The sequence below is a fragment of the Enterobacter cloacae complex sp. 402C9 genome, from assembly GCF_050030745.1.
GTDB lineage: Bacteria > Pseudomonadota > Gammaproteobacteria > Enterobacterales > Enterobacteriaceae > Enterobacter > Enterobacter intestinihominis.
Genome location: NZ_JBLGUW010000002.1, coordinates 123,617 through 150,263, shown reverse-complemented (window position 1 = coordinate 150,263; position 26,647 = coordinate 123,617). Strand labels below are relative to the sequence as shown.

The 26,647-nt window shown below is 52.6% G+C and carries 23 protein-coding genes and 7 pseudogenes; 17 read left to right on the top strand and 13 right to left on the bottom strand.

What is annotated here, in order from left to right:
* Window positions 1-90: 90 nt before the first annotated feature.
* Window positions 91-645, bottom strand: a complete 555-nt coding sequence (locus ACQG1K_RS23380; RefSeq protein ID WP_063840321.1) for a fluoroquinolone-acetylating aminoglycoside 6'-N-acetyltransferase AAC(6')-Ib-cr5 — start codon at window positions 643-645, stop codon at window positions 91-93.
* A gap of 143 nt (window positions 646-788) precedes the next feature.
* The gene (locus ACQG1K_RS23375) at window positions 789-1,493 is read right to left on the bottom strand and encodes an IS6-like element IS26 family transposase (RefSeq protein ID WP_001067855.1); all 705 of its coding nucleotides are present in this window, start codon (window positions 1,491-1,493) and stop codon (window positions 789-791) included.
* A gap of 65 nt (window positions 1,494-1,558) precedes the next feature.
* Between ACQG1K_RS23375 and ACQG1K_RS23370 the strand changes: the two are divergent.
* Window positions 1,559-2,062, top strand: a pseudogene (locus ACQG1K_RS23370) (Tn3 family transposase); the annotation flags it as partial.
* A gap of 32 nt (window positions 2,063-2,094) precedes the next feature.
* On the opposite strand, the gene ACQG1K_RS23365 reads toward ACQG1K_RS23370, so the two are convergent.
* On the bottom strand, window positions 2,095-2,700 hold the full coding sequence (locus ACQG1K_RS23365; protein WP_000509965.1) for a recombinase family protein: 606 nt from the start codon (window positions 2,698-2,700) through the stop codon (window positions 2,095-2,097).
* Between the two features lie 94 nt (window positions 2,701-2,794).
* On the opposite strand from ACQG1K_RS23365, the gene ACQG1K_RS23360 reads away from it, so the two are divergent.
* The 3 genes and pseudogenes from ACQG1K_RS23360 (at window position 2,795) to ACQG1K_RS23350 (ending at window position 6,374) form a co-directional block, all read left to right on the top strand.
* Window positions 2,795-5,692, top strand: coding sequence for a Tn3-like element Tn5403 family transposase (locus tag ACQG1K_RS23360; protein WP_001553819.1), 2,898 nt, complete (start codon window positions 2,795-2,797; stop codon window positions 5,690-5,692).
* A gap of 33 nt (window positions 5,693-5,725) precedes the next feature.
* Window positions 5,726-5,950 (top strand): annotated as a pseudogene (locus ACQG1K_RS23355) (nucleotide-binding domain containing protein); the annotation flags it as partial.
* Window positions 5,943-6,374, top strand: a complete 432-nt coding sequence (locus ACQG1K_RS23350; protein ID WP_011977770.1) for a class II aldolase/adducin family protein — start codon at window positions 5,943-5,945, stop codon at window positions 6,372-6,374. The pseudogene ACQG1K_RS23355 and the gene ACQG1K_RS23350, both read left to right, overlap by 8 nt.
* Here the strand turns inward: ACQG1K_RS23350 and ACQG1K_RS23345 are convergent.
* Together ACQG1K_RS23345 and ACQG1K_RS23340 are read right to left on the bottom strand one after the other, a co-directional pair.
* Complete coding sequence (locus ACQG1K_RS23345) at window positions 6,320-7,024, bottom strand: IS6-like element IS26 family transposase (protein WP_001067855.1); 705 nt, start codon at window positions 7,022-7,024, stop codon at window positions 6,320-6,322. The two genes, ACQG1K_RS23350 and ACQG1K_RS23345, sit on opposite strands and share 55 nt — an antisense overlap.
* A gap of 35 nt (window positions 7,025-7,059) precedes the next feature.
* Window positions 7,060-7,275: pseudogene (locus tag ACQG1K_RS23340) on the bottom strand (NAD(P)-dependent dehydrogenase); the annotation flags it as partial.
* A 248-nt stretch (window positions 7,276-7,523) separates the two neighbouring features.
* Here ACQG1K_RS23340 and ACQG1K_RS23335 point away from each other — a divergent pair.
* The 4 genes and pseudogenes from ACQG1K_RS23335 to ACQG1K_RS23320 all read left to right on the top strand — a co-directional run bounded on the left by ACQG1K_RS23335 (window position 7,524) and on the right by ACQG1K_RS23320 (window position 12,137).
* Window positions 7,524-7,877, top strand: a complete 354-nt coding sequence (locus ACQG1K_RS23335) for a hypothetical protein (protein ID WP_022631167.1) — start codon at window positions 7,524-7,526, stop codon at window positions 7,875-7,877.
* A 25-nt stretch (window positions 7,878-7,902) separates the two neighbouring features.
* Complete coding sequence (locus ACQG1K_RS23330; RefSeq protein WP_004199413.1) at window positions 7,903-10,920, top strand: Tn3-like element IS3000 family transposase; 3,018 nt, start codon at window positions 7,903-7,905, stop codon at window positions 10,918-10,920.
* A 75-nt stretch (window positions 10,921-10,995) separates the two neighbouring features.
* Window positions 10,996-11,397 (top strand): annotated as a pseudogene (locus tag ACQG1K_RS23325) (helix-turn-helix domain-containing protein); the annotation flags it as partial.
* Between the two features lie 95 nt (window positions 11,398-11,492).
* On the top strand, window positions 11,493-12,137 hold the full coding sequence (locus tag ACQG1K_RS23320) for a quinolone resistance pentapeptide repeat protein QnrB1 (protein ID WP_014386481.1): 645 nt from the start codon (window positions 11,493-11,495) through the stop codon (window positions 12,135-12,137).
* A 91-nt stretch (window positions 12,138-12,228) separates the two neighbouring features.
* Here ACQG1K_RS23320 and ACQG1K_RS23315 read toward each other — a convergent pair.
* From ACQG1K_RS23315 to intI1, 3 genes and pseudogenes are all read right to left on the bottom strand, one after another.
* Window positions 12,229-12,960, bottom strand: a pseudogene (locus ACQG1K_RS23315) (SDR family oxidoreductase); the annotation flags it as partial.
* Between the two features lie 49 nt (window positions 12,961-13,009).
* Window positions 13,010-13,714: an IS6-like element IS26 family transposase gene (locus tag ACQG1K_RS23310; RefSeq protein ID WP_001067855.1), complete on the bottom strand. Its 705-nt coding sequence runs from the start codon at window positions 13,712-13,714 to the stop codon at window positions 13,010-13,012.
* 545 nt (window positions 13,715-14,259) lie between these two features.
* Window positions 14,260-15,273: a class 1 integron integrase IntI1 gene (gene intI1, locus ACQG1K_RS23305; protein WP_000845048.1), complete on the bottom strand. Its 1,014-nt coding sequence runs from the start codon at window positions 15,271-15,273 to the stop codon at window positions 14,260-14,262.
* A gap of 155 nt (window positions 15,274-15,428) precedes the next feature.
* Here intI1 and dfrA14 point away from each other — a divergent pair, with 155 nt between their 5' ends.
* The 4 genes from dfrA14 (at window position 15,429) to ACQG1K_RS23285 (ending at window position 18,771) form a co-directional block, all read left to right on the top strand.
* On the top strand, window positions 15,429-15,902 hold the full coding sequence (gene dfrA14, locus ACQG1K_RS23300; protein WP_004201280.1) for a trimethoprim-resistant dihydrofolate reductase DfrA14: 474 nt from the start codon (window positions 15,429-15,431) through the stop codon (window positions 15,900-15,902).
* Between the two features lie 220 nt (window positions 15,903-16,122).
* Window positions 16,123-16,389, top strand: coding sequence for a plasmid mobilization relaxosome protein MobC (gene mobC / locus ACQG1K_RS23295; RefSeq protein WP_001144737.1), 267 nt, complete (start codon window positions 16,123-16,125; stop codon window positions 16,387-16,389).
* 142 nt (window positions 16,390-16,531) lie between these two features.
* Window positions 16,532-17,296, top strand: coding sequence for an IS6-like element IS6100 family transposase (locus ACQG1K_RS23290; protein WP_001389365.1), 765 nt, complete (start codon window positions 16,532-16,534; stop codon window positions 17,294-17,296).
* A 266-nt stretch (window positions 17,297-17,562) separates the two neighbouring features.
* Window positions 17,563-18,771, top strand: coding sequence for a type II site-specific deoxyribonuclease (locus tag ACQG1K_RS23285; RefSeq protein WP_001749969.1), 1,209 nt, complete (start codon window positions 17,563-17,565; stop codon window positions 18,769-18,771).
* Between the two features lie 33 nt (window positions 18,772-18,804).
* Here the strand turns inward: ACQG1K_RS23285 and ACQG1K_RS23280 are convergent, their stop codons facing one another.
* Window positions 18,805-20,238: a DNA cytosine methyltransferase gene (locus ACQG1K_RS23280; RefSeq protein WP_001288432.1), complete on the bottom strand. Its 1,434-nt coding sequence runs from the start codon at window positions 20,236-20,238 to the stop codon at window positions 18,805-18,807.
* 98 nt (window positions 20,239-20,336) lie between these two features.
* Between ACQG1K_RS23280 and ACQG1K_RS23275 the strand changes: the two are divergent.
* Window positions 20,337-20,609, top strand: a pseudogene (locus tag ACQG1K_RS23275) (IS1 family transposase); the annotation flags it as partial.
* Window positions 20,610-20,619: 10 nt separating this feature from the next.
* Here ACQG1K_RS23275 and ACQG1K_RS23270 read toward each other — a convergent pair.
* The 3 genes from ACQG1K_RS23270 to ACQG1K_RS23260 form a co-directional block, all read right to left on the bottom strand.
* Window positions 20,620-20,826: a hypothetical protein gene (locus tag ACQG1K_RS23270; RefSeq protein WP_001749967.1), complete on the bottom strand. Its 207-nt coding sequence runs from the start codon at window positions 20,824-20,826 to the stop codon at window positions 20,620-20,622.
* 4 nt (window positions 20,827-20,830) lie between these two features.
* Window positions 20,831-21,268, bottom strand: a complete 438-nt coding sequence (locus ACQG1K_RS23265; protein WP_020325134.1) for a restriction endonuclease — start codon at window positions 21,266-21,268, stop codon at window positions 20,831-20,833.
* Window positions 21,269-21,356: 88 nt separating this feature from the next.
* On the bottom strand, window positions 21,357-22,061 hold the full coding sequence (locus ACQG1K_RS23260; protein WP_001067855.1) for an IS6-like element IS26 family transposase: 705 nt from the start codon (window positions 22,059-22,061) through the stop codon (window positions 21,357-21,359).
* 254 nt (window positions 22,062-22,315) lie between these two features.
* Here ACQG1K_RS23260 and ACQG1K_RS23255 point away from each other — a divergent pair.
* A pseudogene (locus ACQG1K_RS23255) lies at window positions 22,316-22,519 on the top strand (DDE-type integrase/transposase/recombinase); the annotation flags it as partial.
* Between the two features lie 363 nt (window positions 22,520-22,882).
* Here the strand turns inward: ACQG1K_RS23255 and tetR are convergent.
* Window positions 22,883-23,524: a tetracycline resistance transcriptional repressor TetR gene (gene tetR, locus ACQG1K_RS23250; protein ID WP_013851373.1), complete on the bottom strand. Its 642-nt coding sequence runs from the start codon at window positions 23,522-23,524 to the stop codon at window positions 22,883-22,885.
* 127 nt (window positions 23,525-23,651) lie between these two features.
* Between tetR and tet(A) the strand changes: the two genes are divergently transcribed.
* From tet(A) to ACQG1K_RS23235, 3 genes are all read left to right on the top strand, one after another.
* A complete protein-coding gene (gene tet(A), locus ACQG1K_RS23245; RefSeq protein WP_031942321.1) occupies window positions 23,652-24,851 on the top strand; it encodes a tetracycline efflux MFS transporter Tet(A) in 1,200 nt (399 codons plus the stop codon).
* Between the two features lie 514 nt (window positions 24,852-25,365).
* Window positions 25,366-25,869, top strand: a complete 504-nt coding sequence (locus ACQG1K_RS23240) for a shikimate dehydrogenase family protein (RefSeq protein ID WP_013851371.1) — start codon at window positions 25,366-25,368, stop codon at window positions 25,867-25,869.
* A gap of 36 nt (window positions 25,870-25,905) precedes the next feature.
* Window positions 25,906-26,610 carry an IS6-like element IS26 family transposase gene (locus tag ACQG1K_RS23235; RefSeq protein WP_001067855.1) on the top strand — a complete coding sequence of 235 codons (705 nt, stop codon included), beginning with the start codon at window positions 25,906-25,908 and terminating at the stop codon, window positions 26,608-26,610.
* The last annotated feature ends 37 nt before the right edge of the window (window positions 26,611-26,647 follow it).

The following is a 26,647-nucleotide window of genomic DNA, read 5'->3' as shown; positions in this document are numbered from 1 at the left end:
AACAATTAATGAGGCTCCGGGTTCGCCCAACGTTTGACATGAGGGGCGGCCAAGGGCGCCAGCCCTTGGACGTCCCCCTCGATGGAAGGGTTAGGCATCACTGCGTGTTCGCTCGAATGCCTGGCGTGTTTGAACCATGTACACGGCTGGACCATATGGGGTGGTTACGGTACCTTGCCTCTCAAACCCCGCTTTCTCGTAGCATCGGATCGCTCGCAAGTTGCTCGGCGACGGGTCCGTTTGGATCTTGGTGACCTCGGGATCATTGAACAGCAACTCAACCAGAGCTCGAACCAGCTTGGTTCCCAAGCCTTTGCCCAGTTGTGATGCATTCGCCAGTAACTGGTCTATTCCGCGTACTCCTGGATCGGTTTCTTCTTCCCACCGTCCGTCCCCGCTTCCAAGAGCAACGTACGACTGGGCATACCCAATCGGCTCTCCATTCAGCATTGCAATGTATGGAGTGACGGACTCTTGCGCTAAAACGCTTGGCAAGTACTGTTCCTGTACGTCAGCAAGTGTCGGGCGTGCTTCTTCTCCGCCCCACCACTCGACGATATGAGATCGATTTAGCCACTCATAGAGCATCGCAAGGTCATGCTCAGTCATGAGGCGCAGTGTGACGGAATCGTTGCTGTTGGTCACGATGCTGTACTTTGTGATGCCTAACTTTGTTTTTGCGTTGCTCATGATGTCTAACTCCCAATTTGTGTAGGGCTTATTATGCACGCTTAAAGGCACTGTTGCAAAGTTAGCGATGAGGCAGCCTTTTGTCTTATTCAAAGGCCTTACATTTCAAAAACTCTGCTTACCAGGCGCATTTCGCCCAGGGGATCACCATAATAAAATGCTGAGGCCTGGCCTTTGCGTAGTGCACGCATCACCTCAATACCTTTGATGGTGGCGTAAGCCGTCTTCATGGATTTAAATCCCAGCGTGGCGCCGATTATCCGTTTCAGTTTGCCATGATCGCATTCAATCACGTTGTTCCGGTACTTAATCTGTCGGTGTTCAACGTCAGACGGGCACCGGCCTTCGCGTTTGAGCAGAGCAAGCGCGCGACCATAGGCGGGCGCTTTATCCGTGTTGATGAATCGCGGGATCTGCCACTTCTTCACGTTGTTGAGGATTTTACCCAGAAACCGGTATGCAGCTTTGCTGTTACGACGGGAGGAGAGATAAAAATCGACAGTGCGGCCCCGGCTGTCGACGGCCCGGTACAGATACGCCCAGCGGCCATTGACCTTCACGTAGGTTTCATCCATGTGCCACGGGCAAAGATCGGAAGGGTTACGCCAGTACCAGCGCAGCCGTTTTTCCATTTCAGGCGCATAACGCTGAACCCAGCGGTAAATCGTGGAGTGATCGACATTCACTCCGCGTTCAGCCAGCATCTCCTGCAGCTCACGGTAACTGATGCCGTATTTGCAGTACCAGCGTACGGCCCACAGAATGATGTCACGCTGAAAATGCCGGCCTTTGAATGGGTTCATGTGCAGCTCCATCAGCAAAAGGGGATGATAAGTTTATCACCACCGACTATTTGCAACAGTGCCACTTCGACGACTACCTGCTGCCGGCCGAGAAGTTCGCCGCACTCAAGCGCGAGCAGGCCCTGCCCCTGGCGATCAACCCGAACAGCGACCAGTACCTGGAAGAGCGTTTGCAGCTGCTGGACGAGCAGTTGGCCACCGTCACCCGCCTGGCCAAGGACAACGAGCTGCCCGATGCCATCCTCACCGAGTCAGGGCTGAAAATCACCCCGCTGGATGCGGCGGTGCCGGATCGGGCGCAGGCGCTGATCGACCAAACCAGCCAGTTACTGCCGCGCATCAAGATCACCGAACTGCTGATGGACGTGGACGACTGGACGGGCTTCAGCCGCCACTTCACCCACTTGAAGGACGGGGCCGAGGCCAAAGACAGGACGTTGCTGCTGTCCGCAATCCTCGGTGATGCGATCAACCTCGGGCTGACCAAGATGGCCGAGTCGAGCCCCGGCCTGACCTACGCCAAGCTGTCCTGGCTGCAAGCCTGGCACATCCGCGACGAAACCTATTCGGGGTCGGTTCCGGCTGAGGGCGAAATGACACCCTAAGCGTTAGCTCTGTGTCGTTGCACGATGTCAGCGACGGTATTCTTGCTGATACCGAGCTCGCGTGCGATCCAGCGATAGCTGCGTCCCTCGGCCCTCATCGCAACCACCTTAGGCAAAAGTCGGTCTGATTTTGGTCGCACTCCGGCCTGACGACCAAGCCTCTTACCACGTGCCTTCGCAACAGCAAGGCCTGACTTGACCCGCTCGCTGATGAGATCCCGCTCAAACTCCGCAATGCCGGAAAGAAACGTCGCCAGCATTCGTCCATACGGCGACGAAAGATCGAACGCCATTCCATTCATGGCTATCACGGAAACCTTCCAGTTCTCCAGTTCACGTAGCGTATTGAGCAGATCGAGCGTCGAGCGCCCCCACCGGGAAAGCTCAGTGACCAGGATTGCATCAATTTGTCTGGACTGGGCAAGCGCCAGGACTTTCTTTCGCTCGGCCCGGTCGAGTTTAGTTCCTGAACCTGTTTCCTTAAATATTCCCACCACGTCGTAGCCGGCACAGCCGGCGAAGGCTCGCAGATCAAATTCCTGGCGTTCACAAGACTGATCCGCTGTTGAAACCCGGCAGTAAATGGCGGCACGATGTCCCAATTGAACCCTCCTGGATTTTTGTATCGGAACGCCCTGATTTATATGGGCTGGCTGTTGTCCAAAACAGACTATACTTCAAAAGGGACGAATTTGTATGTCACGACGCCATATTTTCACCGAACGGCAGCGAGCAGCGCTGTTCGATCTGCCCACGGACGAACTGTCGCTACTGAAGTTCTACACGCTGGGCGATGATGACCTGGAAAACATTAGGCAGCGCCGCAGACCGGAAAACAGGATTGGCTTTGCCCTGCAACTTTGTGCCTTACGATATCCGGGCCGTGCACTGGCTCCTGGTGAGATGATCCCGCGTGAAGTCCTTTCCTTCGTCGGTGCTCAGCTTGGAGTTCCGGCTGATGCGCTTCTCACTTATGCCACACGGCGCCAAACCCGTCAGCAGCACATGGACACGCTGCGCGAAATTTACGGCTACAAGACCTTCACGGGCCGTGGTGCCCGTGATCTGCGGGAGTGGACTTTCGGCCAGGCCGAAGATGCCAGATCAAACGAGGATCTTGCTCATCGTTTTATTGTGCGGTGTCGGGAAACTTCCACCATTCTGCCCGCAGTATCGACAATCGAGCGCTTGTGCGCGGATGCTCTGGTCGCCGCTGAGCGGCGGATTGAAACGCGGATTGCGGAAAATTTAACAGCGGATGTTCGCGATCACCTGGACAAACTTCTGAGTGAAATGCTCGCCGGCAATATCAGTCGTTTCATCTGGCTTCGCAACTTCGAGGTTGGTAACAACTCGGCTGCTGCTAACCGTTTGCTCGACAGGCTCGAATTTCTGCGTACCCTGAATATCAATCATAGTGCTTTGGCCAGCATACCTGCCCATCGCATTGCCCGGCTGCGTCGGCAGGGTGAACGCTACTTCACCGACGGTTTGCGTGACATCACTTCGGACCGCCGCTGGGCGATCCTTGCCGTCTGTGTTGTGGAGTGGGAAGCGGCGATTGCTGATGCCATAGTCGAAACCCATGACAGGATCGTAGGAAAAACCTGGCGGGAAGCGAAGCGCCAGCATGACGAAACAATTTCCGGCTCTAAAGCCACACTCACGGATACGATCCGTACCTTCACCGCGCTGGGAGCTTCGTTGCTTGAGGCCCGCAGTGACGGAACCCCGCTGGAGATGGCTGTCGCCAGTTCGGTTGCATGGGACCGGCTCGCTCAACTGGTAGCGACAGGGACTCAACTCAGCAACACGCTAGCCGATGAGCCTCTTGCATATGTCGGGCAGGGATACCATCGCTTTCGTCGTTATGCGCCCCGCATGTTGCGCTGTCTGAAGCTCGAAGCCGCGCCGGTCGCCGGACCATTGGTAGCAGCAGCTTTGTCGATCGGAGAGATGAAAGGTGTTGCATCGCCAGAAAGGCGTTTCCTGCGGCCCAGCTCCAAATGGAACCGTCATTTACGAGCTCAGGAAAAAGGAGATACCCGTCTTTGGGAAGTGGCGGTACTCTTTCACCTCCGGGATGCTTTTCGTTCCGGAGATGTCTGGCTCGCTCATTCGCGCCGCTATGGTGACCTCAAGCAGGTACTGGTGCCGATGATCGCGGCGCAGGAAAATGCAAAACTGGCCGTGCCTTCCAACCCACAGGATTGGCTGGCAGACAGAAAGGCGCGACTCACGATCGCTCTTAAGCGGCTGGCCCGGGCTGCCCGTAACGGCACTATTCCGCACGGTAGCATAGAAGATGGAACGTTGCGGATCGACAGGTTGACAGCAGACGTGCCGGATGGTGCCGAGGCACTCATACTGGATCTGTATCGCCGAATGCCGTCCGTTCGGATTACCGACATGCTGCTTGAAGTTGATGCAGCCCTTGGTTTCACAGATGCGTTTACCCATCTGAGAACCGGGGCTCCATGTCGCGACCGGATCGGTCTGCTCAACGTCCTGCTCGCTGAAGGGCTCAATCTGGGCCTGCGTAAGATGGCGGAAGCTACAAACACGCATGATTACTGGCAGCTCTCACGCCTTGCCCGCTGGCATGTTGAAAGCGAAGCCATGAACCAGGCATTGGCAATTGTGGTGGCCGCGCAGGGTAAACTGCCGATGTCACGCGTCTGGGGGATGGGCACGTCAGCATCGAGCGATGGTCAGTTTTTCCCGACAGCGCGGCATGGCGAAGCCATGAACATGGTCAATGCCAAATATGGTTCTGTTCCCGGCCTCAAAGCGTATACTCACGTAAGCGACCAGTTCGCGCCATTCGCTTGTCAGTCGATCCCGGCGACCGTGAGCGAGGCACCGTATATTCTCGATGGACTACTGATGAACGAGGTCGGTCGCCATGTTCGCGAACAGTATGCCGATACAGCAGGATTCACCGACCATTTGTTCGGAGCCAGTAGCCTGCTCGGCTACAATCTCGTTCTGCGAATCAGGGATCTGCCATCGAAGCGGTTGTACGTATTTAATCCCGATACGACCCCCAGGGAGTTACGCAAGTTGGTAGGTGGAAAAGCCCGGGAGGATCTTATCGTTGCGAACTGGCCTGATATTTTCCGTTGTGCCGCGACGATGACCGCTGGCAAAATCAGGCCCAGCCAACTCCTGCGCAAGCTCGCTTCTTACCCACGACAAAACAACCTTGCAGTTGCGCTTCGTGAAGTTGGTCGTATTGAACGGACCCTTTTCATTATTGAGTGGATCCTGGATACGGACATGCAGCGGCGTGCTCAGATCGGTCTTAACAAGGGAGAGGCCCACCATGCGCTCAAAAATGCGCTCCGTATCGGGAGGCAGGGGGAAATTCGCGATCGCACGACAGAGGGGCAGCACTACCGAATCGCTGGGCTCAATTTATTGACTGCGGTGATCATTTACTGGAATACCGTCCATCTTGGTCATGCCGTCACGGAGCGGCGGAACGAAGGGTTGGATGTTCCCCCTGAATTTCTTCCCCACATATCCCCATTGGGCTGGGCGCACATTCTACTGACTGGCGAATATCTTTGGCCCAAGGAACCGAAAGCTTAGGGTGTCATTTCGCCCTCAGCCGGAACCGACCCCCTGAAGGCGAACGGATTTACCCGCTTTATTGTGGCCGGAGGGGAAACGTCGAGCATTGTGGCGCAGACCCTGGGGGTTGAGGCGTTCCATATTGGGCCGACCATCTCCCCTGGCGTGCCCTGGGTGCGTGACACCCGCCAGCCGCTCTCCCTGGCGCTGAAGTCAGGTAACTTCGGCGATATCCAGTTCTTTGCCCGTGCCCAGCAGGAGTTTCGTCATGACTGAGCAACAACTGCGAGAGGAAATGGTGCAGATTGGCGCCTCGTTGTTTAGCCGCGGCTATGCCACCGGCTCCGCTGGCAATCTGTCGCTGCTGCTGCCGGACGGCAACCTGCTGGCGACGCCGACCGGCGCCTGCCTCGGCGAACTGCAGGCTCAGCGGTTGTCGGTGGTGACGCTGCAAGGGGAATGGATCTCCGGCGACAAACCGTCGAAAGAGGTCACTTTTCACCGGGCGGTCTATTTGCACAACCCGGCCTGCAAGGCGATCGTCCACTTGCACAGCCACTATCTGACCGCGCTCTCCTGCCTGCAGGGGCTCGGGCACTGTTGCAAAGTTAGCGATGAGGCAGCCTTTTGTCTTATTCAAAGGCCTTACATTTCAAAAACTCTGCTTACCAGGCGCATTTCGCCCAGGGGATCACCATAATAAAATGCTGAGGCCTGGCCTTTGCGTAGTGCACGCATCACCTCAATACCTTTGATGGTGGCGTAAGCCGTCTTCATGGATTTAAATCCCAGCGTGGCGCCGATTATCCGTTTCAGTTTGCCATGATCGCATTCAATCACGTTGTTCCGGTACTTAATCTGTCGGTGTTCAACGTCAGACGGGCACCGGCCTTCGCGTTTGAGCAGAGCAAGCGCGCGACCATAGGCGGGCGCTTTATCCGTGTTGATGAATCGCGGGATCTGCCACTTCTTCACGTTGTTGAGGATTTTACCCAGAAACCGGTATGCAGCTTTGCTGTTACGACGGGAGGAGAGATAAAAATCGACAGTGCGGCCCCGGCTGTCGACGGCCCGGTACAGATACGCCCAGCGGCCATTGACCTTCACGTAGGTTTCATCCATGTGCCACGGGCAAAGATCGGAAGGGTTACGCCAGTACCAGCGCAGCCGTTTTTCCATTTCAGGCGCATAACGCTGAACCCAGCGGTAAATCGTGGAGTGATCGACATTCACTCCGCGTTCAGCCAGCATCTCCTGCAGCTCACGGTAACTGATGCCGTATTTGCAGTACCAGCGTACGGCCCACAGAATGATGTCACGCTGAAAATGCCGGCCTTTGAATGGGTTCATGTGCAGCTCCATCAGCAAAAGGGGATGATAAGTTTATCACCACCGACTATTTGCAACAGTGCCGTAATTAATACCTTGCGCCCATTCAGGCGACCGCTTCCCTGATAGCTGTCTTCTCCATGATCGGGGCGCGGTTGCATTTTCCCCGCCAGCCCGGGAAAGGGCTGCTGCTGCTGTTGAAAAGGCGGCGCCGGAAAACGCGCAGAATTGGTTTTATTGATGGTCTTTTTTTCCTTGTTTAAGCCAGCCATTCAATTACCTCTCATTATTTATCACAAAGACTAATAAGCGTAGACCAAAATGAATGGCATGACCTATATTATCCAGCTACACTTAATTTTCTCGGAATATTACCCCCCCTACTTTCCTCTACCGTTGCGCTTATATCCCCACCAACGTTAGATTTAATTTAAACAATATTATTTGAGACTTATCCAGTTCGCAGTGTTAATAAATAGCAACCACACTTAACATTTCAACCTTGGCAAAAGGAGAACATATGAAATTATCCATAACGCCATTATTATGTTGTTTTTTATTGTCGCCAGCGCTTGCTGATGATAACGGCGGGTTGAAAAATGATACAGCTCCACCGCCAGCCCACGCTCTGGATGAAGGTTATCGTGGGACTGAAGATGCAAGAATCATGACTGTCGAACAGGCCAAAACGATGCATGACGGTGCGACCATTTCTCTGCGAGGTAATCTCATCGAGGATCAAGACGGAGACAAATTTGGGGTTCTAGGGATTTTCCGTCCAAAAACGACAAAGTGCTCTGGAGGCCCCGCCGTCTGTGGCCTCCAGAGGGGTATTACTTTTTTCGAGATCCCTATTTGGGCTCTGTTTGAGTAAGATTTAGTCTTTTTGGGCTAAATCCATGGCATTCGAAGAACGTGTCCAAATCTTGTCCGAGGCAGAACAAGATGAGTTATATGGACCCCCCGCTTTCACCTCCGCCGACCAACGCTTCTTTTTCTCGCTGAACGATAAGGAACTGGCGATCGCTAAAAGCCTCCGTCATCGGGGCCAGCGTTACATGCTGGTGGTACTGCTGGGCTATTTCAAAGCCAAGCCGGTGGTGCTGAATCCCGGCTTTCATCAGATCAAGCAGGACCTCAAATACGTTTATCAAACCGTTCTACCAGGCCCAGGCTGTAGACCCTTTAATCTCACGCCAAAAGAGAACGAACGGATTTACCAACGTGTTTTCCAGCTCTGCAACTACCAGCGCTGGAATGTCAAAGACCATGGAGCGGCGTTGAGAGATTACTTATCCCAGCAAGCCAGAGCCTGGACAGCGCCTAGGCACCTCTTCGATGCGGCCAATGAATATTGTTCGGGGCAGAAGATCGCAATCCCTGCCTACAGCACGCTGCAAAAGATCATCAGTCAGGTGGTGGGAGACGAACAGGAACACATGGCCGCGCACCTTGAGCGTGCAATGTCACGCGGTCTTAAGCAAGCACTGGCGGAGCTCGTGAACGGCACAGGTCCACTGCCGTTCCGACAGTTGCGACAATCGGCTCGTAACTTCACCGGAACCGAGTTGGAGAAAGAACTGATTGTCTATCGCCATATCCAGCATTGGATGCCGGAAGTGGATCTGCTGTTGAGCACGCTATCACTGTCGCAGAAAAATCTGCAACACCTGGCAGAGAAAGTCGACTACTACGGTGCCAAACTGAAACGTCAAACCGTAGGCAGCCAATGGCTGTATTTATTGTGCTATCTTCAAACGCGATGGCAGCAAGCGCTGGAACGTATTGCCGATGGCTTTGTGCATCATGTCAGACAGACCAAACAGAAGGCAAAGGATTATGCGCAGGAAGCGGTGTTTAAGGATTGGCAAAAAGCAGCTAAAAATGTCAGCAAGGCAGCTGAAGTACTGCACCTGTTCATTGATGACAGCATTGATCTGCAACTACCGTTTGCAACAGTAAGACAGCAAGCACTGAGCCTGCTGACCAAAAGGGATCTGGAATCTGTATGTCTCTTCCTGAACGAGCAGCGACGATCGGTCGATGAAGCCATGTGGCAGTACTGCGACGAGAAAGAAAGTCTGCGGAAAGGTTTGCTGCGAGAGTTGTTCCTATGTCTGCGCTTCGAAGGCTGCGACGGCACCCAGCACTTAGCGGCCGCCTTGGCGAAAACACAAAACGAACTCAACGGCCAGGACGCTCAGTTGCAAACTGCCGACACCAGACTCCTTTCCAAAAAATCACGTGAATTCCTGCTGGATGGTGAAGGGAATATCCTGATCGATCGTTATGAGTGGTTCCTCTATCAACAGATTCCTGATCGCCTGAATGGCCAGCTGACGCTGCCTGATATCACTAAATACCGGGCACTCGACGCCGACCTGATCGACGGGGAACATTGGCGAAAAAACAAATATACGCTGCTTCAACAGAGCCATTTTACAAAATTAGCGGAGGAGCCTGAAAAGCTGATCAAACAGATGGCCATGGAATTGGATACCCGTTTGTACGAAGTCGGCGAATATCTTGAACAGGAAGACAACCGGAATATCATCTTGCGTAATCCGCAGGGTAAACGCTTCTGGCGCCTGCCTTCGGCCAGCAAACATCATCTGGTCAACAATCCCTTCTTCCAGCAAATTCCCACAACGGGGATTGCGGATGTACTGCGCATGGTTGATCGTGACACCGGTTTCATTGACTGCTTCGCTCATGTGCTGGGTTCCCAATCCAGAAGCCGTTCCCATGAATATGACCTGTTGGCAATTCTGGTCGGCAATGCAACCAATCAAGGCATTTACGGCATGGCACAGATCTCTGATCGTACCTATGATCAGCTCAGCACTATCCAGGCGAACTATCTTCGCCTGGAAACATTGAATGCTGCTAACGACAACATCAATAACGCGACAGCCAAGCTACCCATCTTCCGGTACTACAACATCCAGGAAGATGTGATCCACGCCAGTGCCGATGGTCAAAAGTTCGAAGCCCGGCGCGAGACCTTCAAAACCCGTTATTCGTCGAAGTACTTTGGCACTCAAAAAGGTGTTTCTGCCATGACCTTGATCGCCAATCACGCTGCGATCAACGCCAGAGTGATCGGCGCCAACGAACATGAATCGCACTACATCTTTGATTTGTTGATGAGCAATACGTCAGACATCATTCCGGATGTGCTCTCAACCGATACCCATGGGGTGAACCATGTGAACTTCGCGTTACTGGATCTGTTCGGATACCAGTTTGCCCCACGCTATGCCCAGGTTGGCAAAGTGATCAATGACATGTTTGATGTCAAGGAAGACAAAGAACACCGAATTCAGCTGTGCTTAAAAAAGCCAATCAATACCCATCGTATTGCGCAGCACTGGGATACCATCCAACGGATTGCAGTATCACTTAAGCAGCGGAAAACAACGCAAGCCACCTTGGTGAGAAAGCTCTCGGAGTACAAGCGCAATCACCCGCTGCTGGAAGCCCTGACGGAATACAATCGCCTGGTGAAAGCGAATTATCTACTGTGCTACATCGATGATGCCAGTTTAAGAAACTATGTTCAGCGCGCGCTGAACCGGGGAGAGGCCTATCACCAACTGCGTCGGGCCGTGAGCAGCGTCAATGGGGATCAGTTCCGGGGCAGTTCAGACGAAGAAATCCAGCTATGGAATGAGTGCGCTCGCCTGGTCACCAATGCCATCGTTTACTTCAACTCCAGGATACTCAGCCAGCTGTTGACCAGCTTCGAATACCAAGGAGATACCAAGAGAATAGATATCGTCAAACAGGCATCCCCTGTGGCCTGGCACAACATTAACCTCAAGGGGACTTACCACTTCGAATTGAGCGAAAAATTGCCAGATCTGGAGGAGCTTATGCGCTCAATCGAGGGATATTTACCCGTCAGCGAAAAGTAATACCCCTCTGGAGGCCACGGACGGCGCGGCCTCCAGAGCACTTTGTCGTTTTTGGACGGAAAATCCCTAGAACCCCATTTTGCCATTCAGATGTGCCGCGAGATCGGATTACCTCTGTTTCCGGGTTTTAGTGCCGAGGCCAGAGAAACTCTCCTCCACTACCGTTGGCCGGGCAATATTCGTGAACTGAAAAACGTCGTGGAGCGATCCGTTTACCGGCATGGAACCAGTGATTACCCGCTGGATGAGATAATCATTGACCCCTTCCGCCGCCACACTACTCAGCCGCAGGCGCCGGAAACTAAACCGATGTCTGTAGGGTTACCGCTGGATCTGCGTGAATTCCAGCAGCAGCAAGAGAAAGACTTTCTACAAACCAGCTTACAGCAGGCAAAATTTAACCAGAAAAAAGCCGCTGAATTACTGGGTCTGACTTACCATCAGCTTCGCGCTTTGCTGAAAAAACACCAGATTTAACGCACATTTGCAGATGTCATATTGGCGGATTTGACGCATAACCTCATCAGGGTTTACCATGACGCCATTACTGTATAAAAAAAACAGGTACAAATATGGCTCTGGCACTCGTTGGCGAAAAAATTGACAGAAACCGTTTCACCGGTGAGAAAATTGAAAATAGTACATTTTTTAACTGTGATTTTTCAGGTGCCGACCTGAGCGGCACTGAATTTATCGGCTGTCAGTTCTATGATCGTGAAAGCCAGAAAGGGTGCAATTTTAGTCGTGCGATGCTGAAAGATGCCATTTTTAAAAGCTGTGATTTATCCATGGCGGATTTTCGCAATTCCAGTGCGCTGGGCATTGAAATTCGCCACTGCCGCGCACAAGGCGCAGATTTCCGCGGCGCAAGCTTTATGAATATGATCACCACGCGCACCTGGTTTTGTAGCGCATATATCACGAATACCAATCTAAGCTACGCCAATTTTTCGAAAGTCGTGTTGGAAAAGTGTGAGCTGTGGGAAAACCGTTGGATAGGTGCCCAGGTACTGGGCGCGACGTTCAGTGGTTCAGATCTCTCCGGCGGCGAGTTTTCGACTTTCGACTGGCGAGCAGCAAACTTCACACATTGCGATCTGACCAATTCGGAGTTGGGTGACTTAGATATTCGGGGCGTTGATTTACAAGGCGTTAAGTTGGACAACTACCAGGCATCGTTGCTCATGGAGCGACTTGGCATCGCGGTGATTGGTTAGCATTCACGGAGCGGTAAGTACCGCTCCCGCCCTTATACAATAGTGTCCGCCCTTGCCTTAAAAGTCACTTTCGACGCACAGATCGTAAACGTTAGAGGGTTCCGGTCCCCCCATCAGAACACCAGACCTGACCAGACGTATAGCTGTTCTCCCGAGCGGCCAGGGTGACATAAAGCGGCGCGATTTCCACCGGTTGACCAGGGCGTCCCAGCGGCGCATTTGCCCCAAATTTCTCCACCTTTTCCTGCGGTTGACCACCACAGCACTGCAGTACAGTCCAGTATGGACCCGGCGCGACGGCATTGACACGGATCCCTTTCGGGGCCAGCTGTTTCGCCAGCGATTTAGTAAATGCCACGATAGCTGCTTTAGTCTGAGCATAATCAAGCAAGATTTCACTTGGCTCATAAGCCTGTACGGAGGAGGTATTAATTATCACGCTGTCTGGTGAAAGATGGGGTATGGCCGCTTTGGTGATCCAAAACATAGCGTAAACATTGGTTTTGAATGTTGCGTCGAAGTCTTCTGTGGTGAGTTCCTCAATTGACTCACAAAATTGCTGACGACCCGCATTATTGACGAGGATATCCAACCCTCCCAGTCCTTTTACCGCCTGTGTTACCAGATGACCGCAAAAAGCCTCATCACGGATATCTCCGGGGATGGCCAAAACATTTCTGCCTGCTTTTTTTATCAGATCGACCACTTCACGCGCATCGTCTTCTTCTTCAGGTAAATAGTTAATCGCAACATCAGCGCCTTCACGAGCATAGGCAATAGCAACAGCACGACCAATCCCTGAATCCCCACCGGTAATTAAGGCACTGTTGCAAAGTTAGCGATGAGGCAGCCTTTTGTCTTATTCAAAGGCCTTACATTTCAAAAACTCTGCTTACCAGGCGCATTTCGCCCAGGGGATCACCATAATAAAATGCTGAGGCCTGGCCTTTGCGTAGTGCACGCATCACCTCAATACCTTTGATGGTGGCGTAAGCCGTCTTCATGGATTTAAATCCCAGCGTGGCGCCGATTATCCGTTTCAGTTTGCCATGATCGCATTCAATCACGTTGTTCCGGTACTTAATCTGTCGGTGTTCAACGTCAGACGGGCACCGGCCTTCGCGTTTGAGCAGAGCAAGCGCGCGACCATAGGCGGGCGCTTTATCCGTGTTGATGAATCGCGGGATCTGCCACTTCTTCACGTTGTTGAGGATTTTACCCAGAAACCGGTATGCAGCTTTGCTGTTACGACGGGAGGAGAGATAAAAATCGACAGTGCGGCCCCGGCTGTCGACGGCCCGGTACAGATACGCCCAGCGGCCATTGACCTTCACGTAGGTTTCATCCATGTGCCACGGGCAAAGATCGGAAGGGTTACGCCAGTACCAGCGCAGCCGTTTTTCCATTTCAGGCGCATAACGCTGAACCCAGCGGTAAATCGTGGAGTGATCGACATTCACTCCGCGTTCAGCCAGCATCTCCTGCAGCTCACGGTAACTGATGCCGTATTTGCAGTACCAGCGTACGGCCCACAGAATGATGTCACGCTGAAAATGCCGGCCTTTGAATGGGTTCATGTGCAGCTCCATCAGCAAAAGGGGATGATAAGTTTATCACCACCGACTATTTGCAACAGTGCCGATTTGCTCACATCCAGCTTTTGTTAGTTCGTCAACCTGGTGCGCCACATCCTGAAGATGCGTAGATTTACGTGCATAGCCGATTTTCATTCTTTTCTCGCTAATTAGTTATGGGGTTATTGTTATGTTGATACAGTAACGAGTTTTGTTACATGAGGGGAGTCATTTTTCGGGAGAAGTCAGGACTTTTCAAGACTGTCACAAAAACCATCGTTTTTGATACATTAATTTAACCAATAGGTTGCAGATCAAATCGCCTGTAACAGCCTTTCTGGCTGTTTGTCGTTTTCAGAAGACGGCTGCACTGAACGTCAGAAGCCGACTGCACTATAGCAGCGGAGGGGTTGGATCCATCAGGCAACGACGGGCTGCTGCCGGCCATCAGCGGACGCAGGGAGGACTTTCCGCAACCGGCCGTTCGATGCGGCACCGATGGCCTTCGCGCAGGGGTAGTGAATCCGCCAGGATTGACTTGCGCTGCCCTACCTCTCACTAGTGAGGGGCGGCAGCGCATCAAGCGGTGAGCGCACTCCGGCACCGCCAACTTTCAGCACATGCGTGTAAATCATCGTCGTAGAGACGTCGGAATGGCCGAGCAGATCCTGCACGGTTCGAATGTCGTAACCGCTGCGGAGCAAGGCCGTCGCGAACGAGTGGCGGAGGGTGTGCGGTGTGGCGGGCTTCGTGATGCCTGCTTGTTCTACGGCACGTTTGAAGGCGCGCTGAAAGGTCTGGTCATACATGTGATGGCGACGCACGACACCGCTCCGTGGATCGGTCGAATGCGTGTGCTGCGCAAAAACCCAGAACCACGGCCAGGAATGCCCGGCGCGCGGATACTTCCGCTCAAGGGCGTCGGGAAGCGCAACGCCGCTGCGGCCCTCGGCCTGGTCCTTCAGCCACCATGCCCGTGCACGCGACAGCTGCTCGCGCAGGCTGGGTGCCAAGCTCTCGGGTAACATCAAGGCCCGATCCTTGGAGCCCTTGCCCTCCCGCACGATGATCGTGCCGTGATCGAAATCCAGATCCTTGACCCGCAGTTGCAAACCCTCACTGATCCGCATGCCCGTTCCATACAGAAGCTGGGCGAACAAACGATGCTCGCCTTCCAGAAAACCGAGGATGCGAACCACTTCATCCGGGGTCAGCACCACCGGCAAGCGCCGCGACGGCCGAGGTCTTCCGATCTCCTGAAGCCAGGGCAGATCCGTGCACAGCACCTTGCCGTAGAAGAACAGCAAGGCCGCCAATGCCTGACGATGCGTGGAGACCGAAACCTTGCGCTCGTTCGCCAGCCAGGACAGAAATGCCTCGACTTCGCTGCTGCCCAAGGTTGCCGGGTGACGCACACCGTGGAAACGGATGAAGGCACGAACCCAGTGGACATAAGCCTGTTCGGTTCGTAAACTGTAATGCAAGTAGCGTATGCGCTCACGCAACTGGTCCAGAACCTTGACCGAACGCAGCGGTGGTAACGGCGCAGTGGCGGTTTTCATGGCTTGTTATGACTGTTTTTTTGTACAGTCTATGCCTCGGGCATCCAAGCAGCAAGCGCGTTACGCCGTGGGTCGATGTTTGATGTTATGGAGCAGCAACGATGTTACGCAGCAGGGCAGTCGCCCTAAAACAAAGTTAACCCAGGATGAGAACCTTGAAAGTATCATTGATGGCTGCGAAAGCGAAAAACGGCGTGATTGGTTGCGGTCCAGACATACCCTGGTCCGCGAAAGGGGAGCAGCTACTTTTTAAAGCATTGACCTACAATCAGTGGCTTCTGGTGGGTCGCAAGACGTTTGAATCTATGGGCGCACTCCCCAATAGGAAATACGCGGTCGTTACCCGCTCAGGTTGGACATCAAATGATGACAATGTAGTTGTATTTCAGTCAATCGAAGAGGCCATGGACAGGCTAGCTGAATTCACCGGTCACGTTATAGTGTCTGGTGGCGGAGAAATTTACCGAGAAACATTACCCATGGCCTCTACGCTCCACTTATCGACGATCGACATCGAGCCAGAGGGGGATGTTTTCTTCCCGAGTATTCCAAATACCTTCGAAGTTGTTTTTGAGCAACACTTTACTTCAAACATTAACTATTGCTATCAAATTTGGAAAAAGGGTTAACAAAGCTATGCAATCGACGGCAAAAAGCTTCGTTCGCTTCGCGCACTACGCCTTTTCCGCGATTGATAGCGACGTTATGTGAATATTGAAATGAGCATTCCAAAGAAAGGAAGTAGAAAAATTATCGTGGGCGAAAATGAGTTTTTGTGGCTCATTAGGTCAAAACTCACATATTCGCAGGACTGTTTAGGTACAGAAATGACTGCGGTCGTTGAACCGGATGCCGGTCCTCACTGATGAAGAAGTGAACACCGTACGGGAATCGTGCCGGCAGCTTGGAGCTATCGGCCGGAACCTCAACCAGGTGGCCAGGGCCTTGAACATCGAGTTCAGGGAAAGTGACAAGCTCAAGCAAGAGGCCATCGAAAAACTGGCCGAACGGATCGACCAGCATTTGGACCATGTGTCTGAGCTGTTCGATAAGACCTGGAGCCGGTGGCACGATTGTCATTTTCAGAAGACGACTGCACCAGTTGATTGGGCGTAATGGCTGTTGTGCAGCCAGCTCCTGACAGTTCAATATCAGAAGTGATCTGCACCAATCTCGACTATGCTCAATACTCGTGTGGGCTCTGTTGCAAAAATCGTGAAGCTTGAGCATGCTTGGCGGAGATTGGACGGACGGAACGATGACGGATTTCAAGTGGCGCCATTTCCAGGGTGATGTGATCCTGTGGGCGGTGCGCTGGTATTGTCGCTATCCGATCAGCTATCGCGACCTTGAGGAAATGCTGGCGGAACGCGGCATTTCGGTCGACCATACGACGATCTATCGCTGGGTCCAGTGCTACGCCCCGGAGATGGAGAAGCGGCTGCGCTGGTTCTGGCGGCGTGGCTTTGATCCGAGCTGGCGCCTGGATGAAACCTACGTCAAGGTGCGGGGCAAGTGGACCTACCTGTACCGGGCAGTCGACAAGCGGGGCGACACGATCGATTTCTACCTGTCGCCGACCCGCAGCGCCAAGGCAGCGAAGCGGTTCCTGGGCAAGGCCCTGCGAGGCCTGAAGCACTGGGAAAAGCCTGCCACGCTCAATACCGACAAAGCGCCGAGCTATGGTGCAGCGATCACCGAATTGAAGCGCGAAGGAAAGCTGGACCGGGAGACGGCCCACCGGCAGGTGAAGTATCTCAATAACGTGATCGAGGCCGATCACGGAAAGCTCAAGATACTGATCAAGCCGGTGCGCGGTTTCAAATCGATCCCCACGGCCTATGCCACGATCAAGGGATTCGAAGTCATGCGAGCCCTGCGCAAAGGACAGGCTCGCCCCTGGTGCCTGCAGCCCGGCATCAGGGGCGAGGTGCGCCTTGTGGAGAGAGCTTTTGGCATTGGGCCCTCGGCGCTGACGGAGGCCATGGGCATGCTCAACCACCATTTCGCAGCAGCCGCCTGATCGGCGCAGAGCGACAGCCTACCTCTGACTGCCGCCAATCTTTGCAACAGAGCCTCCGTCGCCATGCTCACCTCGCTTTGGTGCACACGAGTATTGAGCATAGTCGAGATTGGTGCAGATCACTTCTGATATTGAACTGTCAGGAGCTGGCTGCACAACAGCCATTACGCCCAATCAACTGGTGCAGTCGTCTTCTGAAAATGACACTGTTTGTATATAATCATGAAAAAATGGTGAGTAGAGTTTCAGGGTAACAGGGGATGCTTATGTCGGTTTTCCACAACTGGCTACTTGAGATCGCATGTGAGAATTACTTCGTCTACATCAAACGCCTTTCCGCCAACGATACCGGCGCAACAGGTGGTCACCAGGTAGGGCTTTATATCCCTTCAGGTATCGTTGAAAAACTCTTTCCGTCTATCAACCATACCCGTGAACTGAACCCTTCGGTTTTTCTCACCGCACATGTGTCATCGCATGATTGCCCTGACAGCGAAGCCAGGGCAATTTATTATAACAGCCGTCATTTTGGTAAAACCCGGAATGAAAAAAGGATTACCCGCTGGGGTAGAGGCAGCCCACTTCAGGATCCTGAAAATACAGGGGCTCTGACGCTCCTGGCTTTCAAGCTTGATGAGCAAGGGGGGGACTGTAAGGAAGTAAATATTTGGGTATGCGCCAGCACTGATGAAGAGGACGTCATTGAGACCGCTATTGGTGAAGTTATACCCGGAGCGCTTATATCCGGCCCCGCAGGACAGATTCTAGGCGGACTATCTCTACAGCAAGCGCCAGTAAATCATAAATATATTCTACCTGAAGACTGGCACCTGCGCTTTCCGTCGGGAAGTGAAATTATTCAGTATGCAGCCAGCCATTATGTGAAAAATTCCCTTGATCCGGATGAGCAACTTCTTGACCGCCGGCGCGTGGAGTACGACATATTTCTATTGGTTGAGGAACTGCATGTTCTGGATATCATCCGGAAAGGATTTGGCTCTGTGGATGAATTTATTGCGCTGGCCAATTCTGTCAGCAATCGCCGTAAATCCAGAGCCGGGAAGTCGCTGGAACTGCACCTGGAGCATCTATTCATTGAGCACGGCCTGCGACACTTTGCGACGCAGGCCATCACAGAAGGTAATAAAAAACCCGATTTCCTTTTCCCTTCCGCAGGGGCTTACCACGATACTGAGTTTCCCGTAGAAAATCTGCGCATGCTGGCAGTCAAGACTACCTGTAAGGATCGCTGGCGTCAGATACTGAATGAGGCCGATAAAATTCATCAGGTGCATCTGTTTACACTCCAGGAGGGAGTTTCTCTGGCTCAATATCGGGAGATGCGGGAGTCGGGTGTCAGATTGGTCGTGCCATCATCTCTGCACAAAAAATACCCGGAGGCGGTGAGAGCTGAGCTAATGACGCTAGGTGCGTTTATTGCTGAGCTGACAGGGCTTTACGCAGATATTCCATAGATTATCTCCCGGCATAAATACCGGGAGGAGCGATCAGATTCGTTCAACCTTGCACGAATCGGCATTAACCGCTTTCAGGATATAAGGTTCAAGCAGTTTGGCTACGGCTTCAAACACGGGCACCACTACGGAGTTACCGAACTGCCTGTACGACTGAGTGTCTGACACAGGAATGCGAAAAGGCCTGCCATCTACTTTTTCAAAACCCATAAGGCGCGCGCACTCTCGCGGAGTCAGCCTGCGGGGCCGATGCGCCTGATTTTCTTCGTTCGCGAAGTCTGTTTCACCTGTGGCCATATCCCAGCCACGGTCTATCAGAATTTCAGACCCGTCTTTGTGATAGCGAGCAGAAAGCGTACGGGCAATGCTTTCTTTATTTTCAGGATTAACGAGGCCAAAACCGAATCCGTTACCCTTAGCTGCGTGCTTTTTGGCGTAGTTATAGAGATACTCCCAGAGTTTCGGCGTCAGTATATATTTGCTGTCAACCACGGGTTCCAGCAGTTCGCCAAATGACGGACGCTGTTCCGGATAAAAACGACTAATATCGCGCAGGGTAAAGCCCTGGTGAATGTTCAGATCACGGCGGAAACCGACCAAAACGATACGTTCTCGGTGCTGAGGTAAAAAGTGCTTTCCGTCGATAACTTTAGGATCGTTTTTGCCCATCTCAGCTGCATCCGCAACTTCATAGCCCAGTTCGTCGAGGGTATCCATGATGACTTTAAAGGTTTTACCCTTGTCATGGCTCTTCAGGTTTTTAACGTTTTCAAGAACAAAGATGGCAGGTTTTTTTGCGCGGATAATACGCGCCACATCGAAGAAAAGCGTTCCCTGAGCCTCACATTCGAAACCATGCGCGCGCCCGAGCGAGTTTTTCTTGCTTACGCCCGCAAGGCTAAACGGTTGACAGGGGAAACCTGCTAGAAGTACATCATGATCCGGCACATGCTCATTAATGTAAGCATAGGCATCGTTTTCAGGTACTTCAGGTTTATCACTGAGCGTGACTTCACGAATATCGAGATTGAAAGTGTGTTCCTGAGCATCGTTAAACCAGTTAGCTTTATATGTGCGCACAGCCTCTTTATTCCATTCACTGGTAAAAACGCACTGGCCACCGATGGTTTCGAAGCCCTTCCGTATACCTCCAATCCCAGCAAACAGGTCAATAAACCGGAAGGCATAGTCAGGGTGATGTGCAGGCGCTTCCGGAAGCATTTTTCGTAGAAGTTCCTCTTCGGCTAACGTCAGCGTCTTAGGTGAGCACTTACCATTAATCCAGCGATTAAGAGTCTCGCGACTCCACTCATTTTTACCAACTTTTCTAAGCAGTTCAGCCACGTACTTCTGGTCATAGATTTCCAGCACCTGCCCGAGCAGCTTTTTATCATTTTCCTGTCGCAGTTGTTCTTCCGCTTCTGCTTTCTCAAGCAGATCCTGCGCCAGTAATTCAAATTCAGACATATTGCCTCCATTGGGTCTTATGGGTGAAACTGTATCACTCATTTGACCCAGATTGAATGTTTTTATCTGGATATTTAAACAGGTTTATTGTTAGGTAACGCACGTTGGCCACGCTGGAGCGTCTTCTGGGCCTGCTGTCGGCCTTTGAGGTCGTGGTATGGATGACGGATGGCTGGCCGCTGTATGAACCCCGCCTGAAGGGAAAGCTGCACGTTATCAGCAAGCGTTACACTCAGCGCATTGAGCGACATAACCTGAATCTGAGACAACATCTGGCAAGGCTGGGACGGAAGTCACTGTCGTTCTCAAAATCGGTGGAGCTGCATGACAAGGTCATCGGGCATTATCTGAACATAAAACACTATCAGTAAGTTGGAGTCATTACCGGTTCTCTTTGTCTTTTAGTGATTCTATAAACCTCATTACGTCTGAATATAAAAATCTATTATTTGATTTATGTGGCTCATGAGGTTGTGGGATGGTCTTGTTTTTGAATGTGCCAGTTTTCTTAATGGCAAAGATTAACTCACCTTCTGTTATTCCTAACATTTCAGCAAATGTTTTTGCTTCTATAGTTACTGACTTCATTTAATTAACTCTCATGGTATCGATTTTCTTTACCGGCATCTTTAACAATGGTGCTCGTTTCTAGTGTTGCTGCGGTACGCTTCATCATCGTCTGCGGGGCGGTTGCGATAGTGAAGGAGCTGCCGGGCGTGAGCAAATCTATCAGGCGCTGGCCGCTGATAATCTCCATCCGTTCACTGGCAATACTGACAGATTTTGAACCTGCGCCGGTTTTCCCGGTATGGCAAAACAGACCGCGACAGTTATGACGTTTAAGCAACTTCTCGAACTCCTGTACGTGCTGTAAAGCAATATGGCCGCGATAGCGTTTAGCCTGAATAAGATAGCGATATTTTCCTATTATTACCTGGCCGTCAATGCCTCCATCGCCGGTATAGCGTTTGTTTCTGATGGTTCTGAAGCCATGCGCTTCAAATCCTTCCAGCAACAGTTCTTCAAACACAAAAGGATCAATTTTCCTCAGGTAGTTAATTTTTTGGGCACTGTTGCAAAGTTAGCGATGAGGCAGCCTTTTGTCTTATTCAAAGGCCTTACATTTCAAAAACTCTGCTTACCAGGCGCATTTCGCCCAGGGGATCACCATAATAAAATGCTGAGGCCTGGCCTTTGCGTAGTGCACGCATCACCTCAATACCTTTGATGGTGGCGTAAGCCGTCTTCATGGATTTAAATCCCAGCGTGGCGCCGATTATCCGTTTCAGTTTGCCATGATCGCATTCAATCACGTTGTTCCGGTACTTAATCTGTCGGTGTTCAACGTCAGACGGGCACCGGCCTTCGCGTTTGAGCAGAGCAAGCGCGCGACCATAGGCGGGCGCTTTATCCGTGTTGATGAATCGCGGGATCTGCCACTTCTTCACGTTGTTGAGGATTTTACCCAGAAACCGGTATGCAGCTTTGCTGTTACGACGGGAGGAGAGATAAAAATCGACAGTGCGGCCCCGGCTGTCGACGGCCCGGTACAGATACGCCCAGCGGCCATTGACCTTCACGTAGGTTTCATCCATGTGCCACGGGCAAAGATCGGAAGGGTTACGCCAGTACCAGCGCAGCCGTTTTTCCATTTCAGGCGCATAACGCTGAACCCAGCGGTAAATCGTGGAGTGATCGACATTCACTCCGCGTTCAGCCAGCATCTCCTGCAGCTCACGGTAACTGATGCCGTATTTGCAGTACCAGCGTACGGCCCACAGAATGATGTCACGCTGAAAATGCCGGCCTTTGAATGGGTTCATGTGCAGCTCCATCAGCAAAAGGGGATGATAAGTTTATCACCACCGACTATTTGCAACAGTGCCGGCCGAATGTCTGCAGCTCGGTGAATCGGACTTTACGCATGGAGATCTCCTCAGAGGACATAATTAGTATGTCGGAGGATCTCTAAAAGTGAATGGTTCGTTTTGCAGGGATACTTACATGGGGAAACAAGATGAAACTTGAATATATACAGATAAATTAGTGGTCTGGGCGTTCTCGTCAGAAGCAAACAGCCTGCTTGCAAAAACAAGCGCTGGCAATGGCTTGGCAGGGCCGAGGTTGCCCGGGAGGTATAATTTTCCATTCGGACCAGGGAACCCAATATTGCAGCCTGCCGTACCGGATTCTGGCCGCTCAATATGGAATGATGCTCAGCATGAGCCGCAGCGGGAACTGCTGGGATAATGCTTTGCAGAATGACTGTTCCGCAGTCTGAAATCGGAGTGGATACCACGGGGTGGTTATCGGGACAGGACTGAAGCTGCTGGCGATATTGTTCAGTATCAAGGGGTGAGTCCCGAGAGGCGAGACAAGTCAAGGGCGCAGGCTGCGATGCGCAGCACGACATAGCCGGTATTTCCCTGCGGTGCCCCACAAGTATCAATGAAAGCCTCCAACGCGAGCCATTCGCGAGAGCCTTGAGTCCACGCTAAATCTATCTTATCTGCGCAGGGCAGAATGTGAAGACGGCCGCCCTGGCTCTTGCCCGCCAGGCGCACGAGGCGGTGGAAAGGGGGAGGGGATGTTGTCTATATGGCTCTGCTGTAGTGAGCGGGTTGCGCTCCGACAGCGGTCCTGATCAATCGTCACCCTTTCTCGGCCCTTGAATGTTCCTCGCAACGAGCCTCCTTTTCGCCAATCCATCGACAATCACCGCGAGCCCCAGCTCGAACACTGCGTCCGGACCGGCTTCGTCGAAGGTGTCTATCACGGCCCGCAACAACGGAGCCTGTTCAATGGTGCCGCCGCGCTCACCGGCATCGCTGTCGCCGGCCTGCTCCTCAAGCACGGCCCCAACAGTGAAGTAGCTGATTGTCATCAGCGCATTGACGGCGTCCCAAGCCGAAAAACCCGCCTCGCAGAGGAAGCGAAGCTGCGCGTCGACCACTTCCATCTGCGGTGCGCCCGGTCTCGTGCCAGCATGGATACGCGCGCCATCGCGATAAGCGAGCAGCGCCTGCCTGAAGCTGCGGGCATTCCCGATCAGAAATGAGCGCCAGTCGTCGTCGACTCTCGGCACCGAATGCGTATGATTCTCCGCCAGCATGGCTTCGGCCAGTGCGTCGAGCAGCGCCCGTTTGTTCCTGAAGTGCCAGTATAACGCCGGCTGCTGAACCCCCAACCGTTTAGCCAGTTTGCGTGTCGTCAGAGCCTCTACGCCGACCTCATTCAACAGGTCCAGGGCGACACGGATAACTGTATTAGGCTGCAACTTTATCATGCTTGACACTTTATCACTGATAAACATAATATGTCCACCAACTTATCAGTGATAAAGGATCCGTGAGTTCTATCGGACCAGCGGAGGCTGGTCCGGAGGCCAGCGGAGGCTGGTCCGGAGGCCAGACGTGAAACCCAACAGACCCCTGATCGTAATACTGTGCACTGTCGCGCTCGACGCTGTCGGCATCGGCCTGATTATGCCGGTGCTGCCGGGCCTCCTGCGAGATCTGGTTCACTCGAACGACGTCACCGCCCACTATGGCATTTTGCTGGCGCTGTATGCGTTGATGCAATTTGCCTGCGCGCCTGTGCTGGGTGCGCTATCGGATCGTTTCGGCCGGCGGCCGGTCTTGCTCGTCTCGCTGTCCGGCGCCGCTATCGACTACGCCATCATGGCGACGGCGCCTTTCCTTTGGGTTCTCTATATCGGGCGCATCGTGGCCGGCATCACCGGGGCGACTGGTGCGGTAGCCGGCGCCTATATTGCCGATATCACAGATGGGGATGAGCGCGCGCGGTACTTCGGCTTCATGAGCGCCTGTTTCGGGTTCGGGATGGTCGCGGGACCTGTGCTCGGTGGGCTGATGAGCAGTTTCTCCCCCCATGCTCCGTTCTTCGCCGCAGCAGCCTTGAATGGCCTCAATTTCCTGATGGGCATTTTCCTTTTGCCGGAGTCGCACAAAGGCGAACGTCGACCATTACGCCGGGAGGCTCTCAACCCGCTCGCTTCGTTCCGGTGGGTCCGGGGCATGACCGTCATCGCCGCCCTGATGGCTGTCTTCTTCATCATGCAACTCGTCGGACAGGCGCCGGCCACGCTTTGGGTCATCTTCGGCGAGGATCGCTTTCATTGGGACACGAGCTTGATCGGCATTTCGCTTGCCGCATTTGGTATTCTACATTCACTCGCCCAGGCAATGATCACCGGCCCTGTAACCACCAGGCTCGGCGAAAGGCGGGCACTCATGCTCGGAATGATTGCCGACGGCGCAGGCTACATCCTGCTTGCCTTGGCGACAAGGGGATGGATGGCGTTCCCGATTATGGTCCTGCTTGCTTCGGGTGGCATCGGAATGCCGGCGCTGCAAGCAGTGTTGTCCAGGCAGGTAGATGAGGAACGTCAGGGGCAGCTTCAAGGATCTCTTGCGGCGCTCACCAGCCTGACCTCGATCGTCGGGCCCCTCCTCTTCACGGCGATCTATGCGGCCTCTATAACAACGTGGAACGGGTGGGCATGGATTGCAGGTGCCGCCCTCTACTTGCTCTGCCTGCCGGCGCTGCGTCGCGGGTTTTGGAGCGGCGTAGGGCAACGAGCCGATCGCTGATCGTGGGAACGATAGGCCTATGCCATGCGGGTCAAGGCGACTTCCGGCTACCCGTCTTTCAATCACAACAAGTACAGCAATATTAGGACTGCTTTTCGCTCACAGCGGACCTCTAACCCAGCCATCTTGTCCGCTTCGTTCTAAGAACAGACATCCCTCACTTCAGAATGTGTAGTCAACGGGGGACAGGACAATACGAATGTTCCACTAAAAAATACAGATGAGATAATTATTTACACCAAATTTTGGAGATTTATCGTTGTATCAGGTATTAAAAGTACAATTTAAATCTATTATATCTCGCAATAAGCCTGACATGTAGGTTTCTACAAATTCTCTAATTACGTTATTGACATATGAGCATTTGAAGGCGTAACCTTCAATCACTGTATGTAGATGTGTCTTCCCCTGTTGAGGTGGCTGATACAGCATTTCTACTTGCCATTAAACCAGTCTTTCATGTAATCCTATGTAAAATAGTCTGGTTAATTTATTTTACATACGGGTATCAGTGATGAATGAACTCAGTATTGTTAGTGGTAAATTGCAACTGTTGTCGATCATAGGTGACCCGATCGCTCAGGTCAGCGCTCCACTCATGATAAATGCCGCCATCCTTGAAAAACAAATCCCCGACACTTTGATGGTCCCTCTCCATATAAACTCTGTAGGTCTGCAAACCGCTGTCAATGGTCTGAAATGTATTCAGAATTTTCGTGGTGCCATTATAACGATGCCTCACAAACAACATGCGCTTTCATTAATTGATTCAGCCAGTGAATCTGCTATGGCAATCGGAGGATGCAACGTCATCAGGAGGAATGCTCAGGGCCAACTACATGGGGATATGCTCGATGGTGAAGGTTTCGTATCGAGCCTTTTGAAAAGAGGCTTCGATGTGACAGGTAAAAGAGTCTATCTAGCTGGAACAGGCGGTGCTGGCTCAGCTATTGCTTATGCTATGGCCGCCAAACAGGTTGGAGAATTAATTGGCACTGTTGCAAATAGTCGGTGGTGATAAACTTATCATCCCCTTTTGCTGATGGAGCTGTACATGAACCCATTCAAAGGCCGGCATTTTCAGCGTGACATCATTCTGTGGGCCGTACGCTGGTACTGCAAATACGGCATCAGTTACCGTGAGCTGCAGGAGATGCTGGCTGAACGCGGAGTGAATGTCGATCACTCCACGATTTACCGCTGGGTTCAGCGTTATGCGCCTGAAATGGAAAAACGGCTGCGCTGGTACTGGCGTAACCCTTCCGATCTTTGCCCGTGGCACATGGATGAAACCTACGTGAAGGTCAATGGCCGCTGGGCGTATCTGTACCGGGCCGTCGACAGCCGGGGCCGCACTGTCGATTTTTATCTCTCCTCCCGTCGTAACAGCAAAGCTGCATACCGGTTTCTGGGTAAAATCCTCAACAACGTGAAGAAGTGGCAGATCCCGCGATTCATCAACACGGATAAAGCGCCCGCCTATGGTCGCGCGCTTGCTCTGCTCAAACGCGAAGGCCGGTGCCCGTCTGACGTTGAACACCGACAGATTAAGTACCGGAACAACGTGATTGAATGCGATCATGGCAAACTGAAACGGATAATCGGCGCCACGCTGGGATTTAAATCCATGAAGACGGCTTACGCCACCATCAAAGGTATTGAGGTGATGCGTGCACTACGCAAAGGCCAGGCCTCAGCATTTTATTATGGTGATCCCCTGGGCGAAATGCGCCTGGTAAGCAGAGTTTTTGAAATGTAAGGCCTTTGAATAAGACAAAAGGCTGCCTCATCGCTAA

Bases quoted from the DNA above. Each gene is read 5' to 3' on its own strand.
- ACQG1K_RS23260 (WP_001067855.1), bottom strand. From the start codon at position 22,061: ATGAACCCATTCAAAGGCCGGCATTTTCAGCGTGACATCATTCTGTGG.
- ACQG1K_RS23235 (WP_001067855.1), top strand. From the start codon at position 25,906: ATGAACCCATTCAAAGGCCGGCATTTTCAGCGTGACATCATTCTGTGG.
- ACQG1K_RS23290 (WP_001389365.1), top strand. From the start codon at position 16,532: ATGACGGATTTCAAGTGGCGCCATTTCCAGGGTGATGTGATCCTGTGG.
- tetR (WP_013851373.1), bottom strand. From the start codon at position 23,524: ATGATAAAGTTGCAGCCTAATACAGTTATCCGTGTCGCCCTGGACCTG.
- ACQG1K_RS23285 (WP_001749969.1), top strand. From the start codon at position 17,563: ATGTCGGTTTTCCACAACTGGCTACTTGAGATCGCATGTGAGAATTAC.
- ACQG1K_RS23280 (WP_001288432.1), bottom strand. From the start codon at position 20,238: ATGTCTGAATTTGAATTACTGGCGCAGGATCTGCTTGAGAAAGCAGAA.
- ACQG1K_RS23350 (WP_011977770.1), top strand. From the start codon at position 5,943: ATGACTGAGCAACAACTGCGAGAGGAAATGGTGCAGATTGGCGCCTCG.
- ACQG1K_RS23375 (WP_001067855.1), bottom strand. From the start codon at position 1,493: ATGAACCCATTCAAAGGCCGGCATTTTCAGCGTGACATCATTCTGTGG.
- ACQG1K_RS23320 (WP_014386481.1), top strand. From the start codon at position 11,493: ATGGCTCTGGCACTCGTTGGCGAAAAAATTGACAGAAACCGTTTCACC.
- ACQG1K_RS23330 (WP_004199413.1), top strand. From the start codon at position 7,903: ATGGCATTCGAAGAACGTGTCCAAATCTTGTCCGAGGCAGAACAAGAT.
- intI1 (WP_000845048.1), bottom strand. From the start codon at position 15,273: ATGAAAACCGCCACTGCGCCGTTACCACCGCTGCGTTCGGTCAAGGTT.
- ACQG1K_RS23270 (WP_001749967.1), bottom strand. From the start codon at position 20,826: ATGAAGTCAGTAACTATAGAAGCAAAAACATTTGCTGAAATGTTAGGA.
- ACQG1K_RS23335 (WP_022631167.1), top strand. From the start codon at position 7,524: ATGAAATTATCCATAACGCCATTATTATGTTGTTTTTTATTGTCGCCA.
- ACQG1K_RS23310 (WP_001067855.1), bottom strand. From the start codon at position 13,714: ATGAACCCATTCAAAGGCCGGCATTTTCAGCGTGACATCATTCTGTGG.
- ACQG1K_RS23360 (WP_001553819.1), top strand. From the start codon at position 2,795: ATGTCACGACGCCATATTTTCACCGAACGGCAGCGAGCAGCGCTGTTC.
- mobC (WP_001144737.1), top strand. From the start codon at position 16,123: ATGCCGGTCCTCACTGATGAAGAAGTGAACACCGTACGGGAATCGTGC.
- ACQG1K_RS23240 (WP_013851371.1), top strand. From the start codon at position 25,366: ATGAATGAACTCAGTATTGTTAGTGGTAAATTGCAACTGTTGTCGATC.
- ACQG1K_RS23345 (WP_001067855.1), bottom strand. From the start codon at position 7,024: ATGAACCCATTCAAAGGCCGGCATTTTCAGCGTGACATCATTCTGTGG.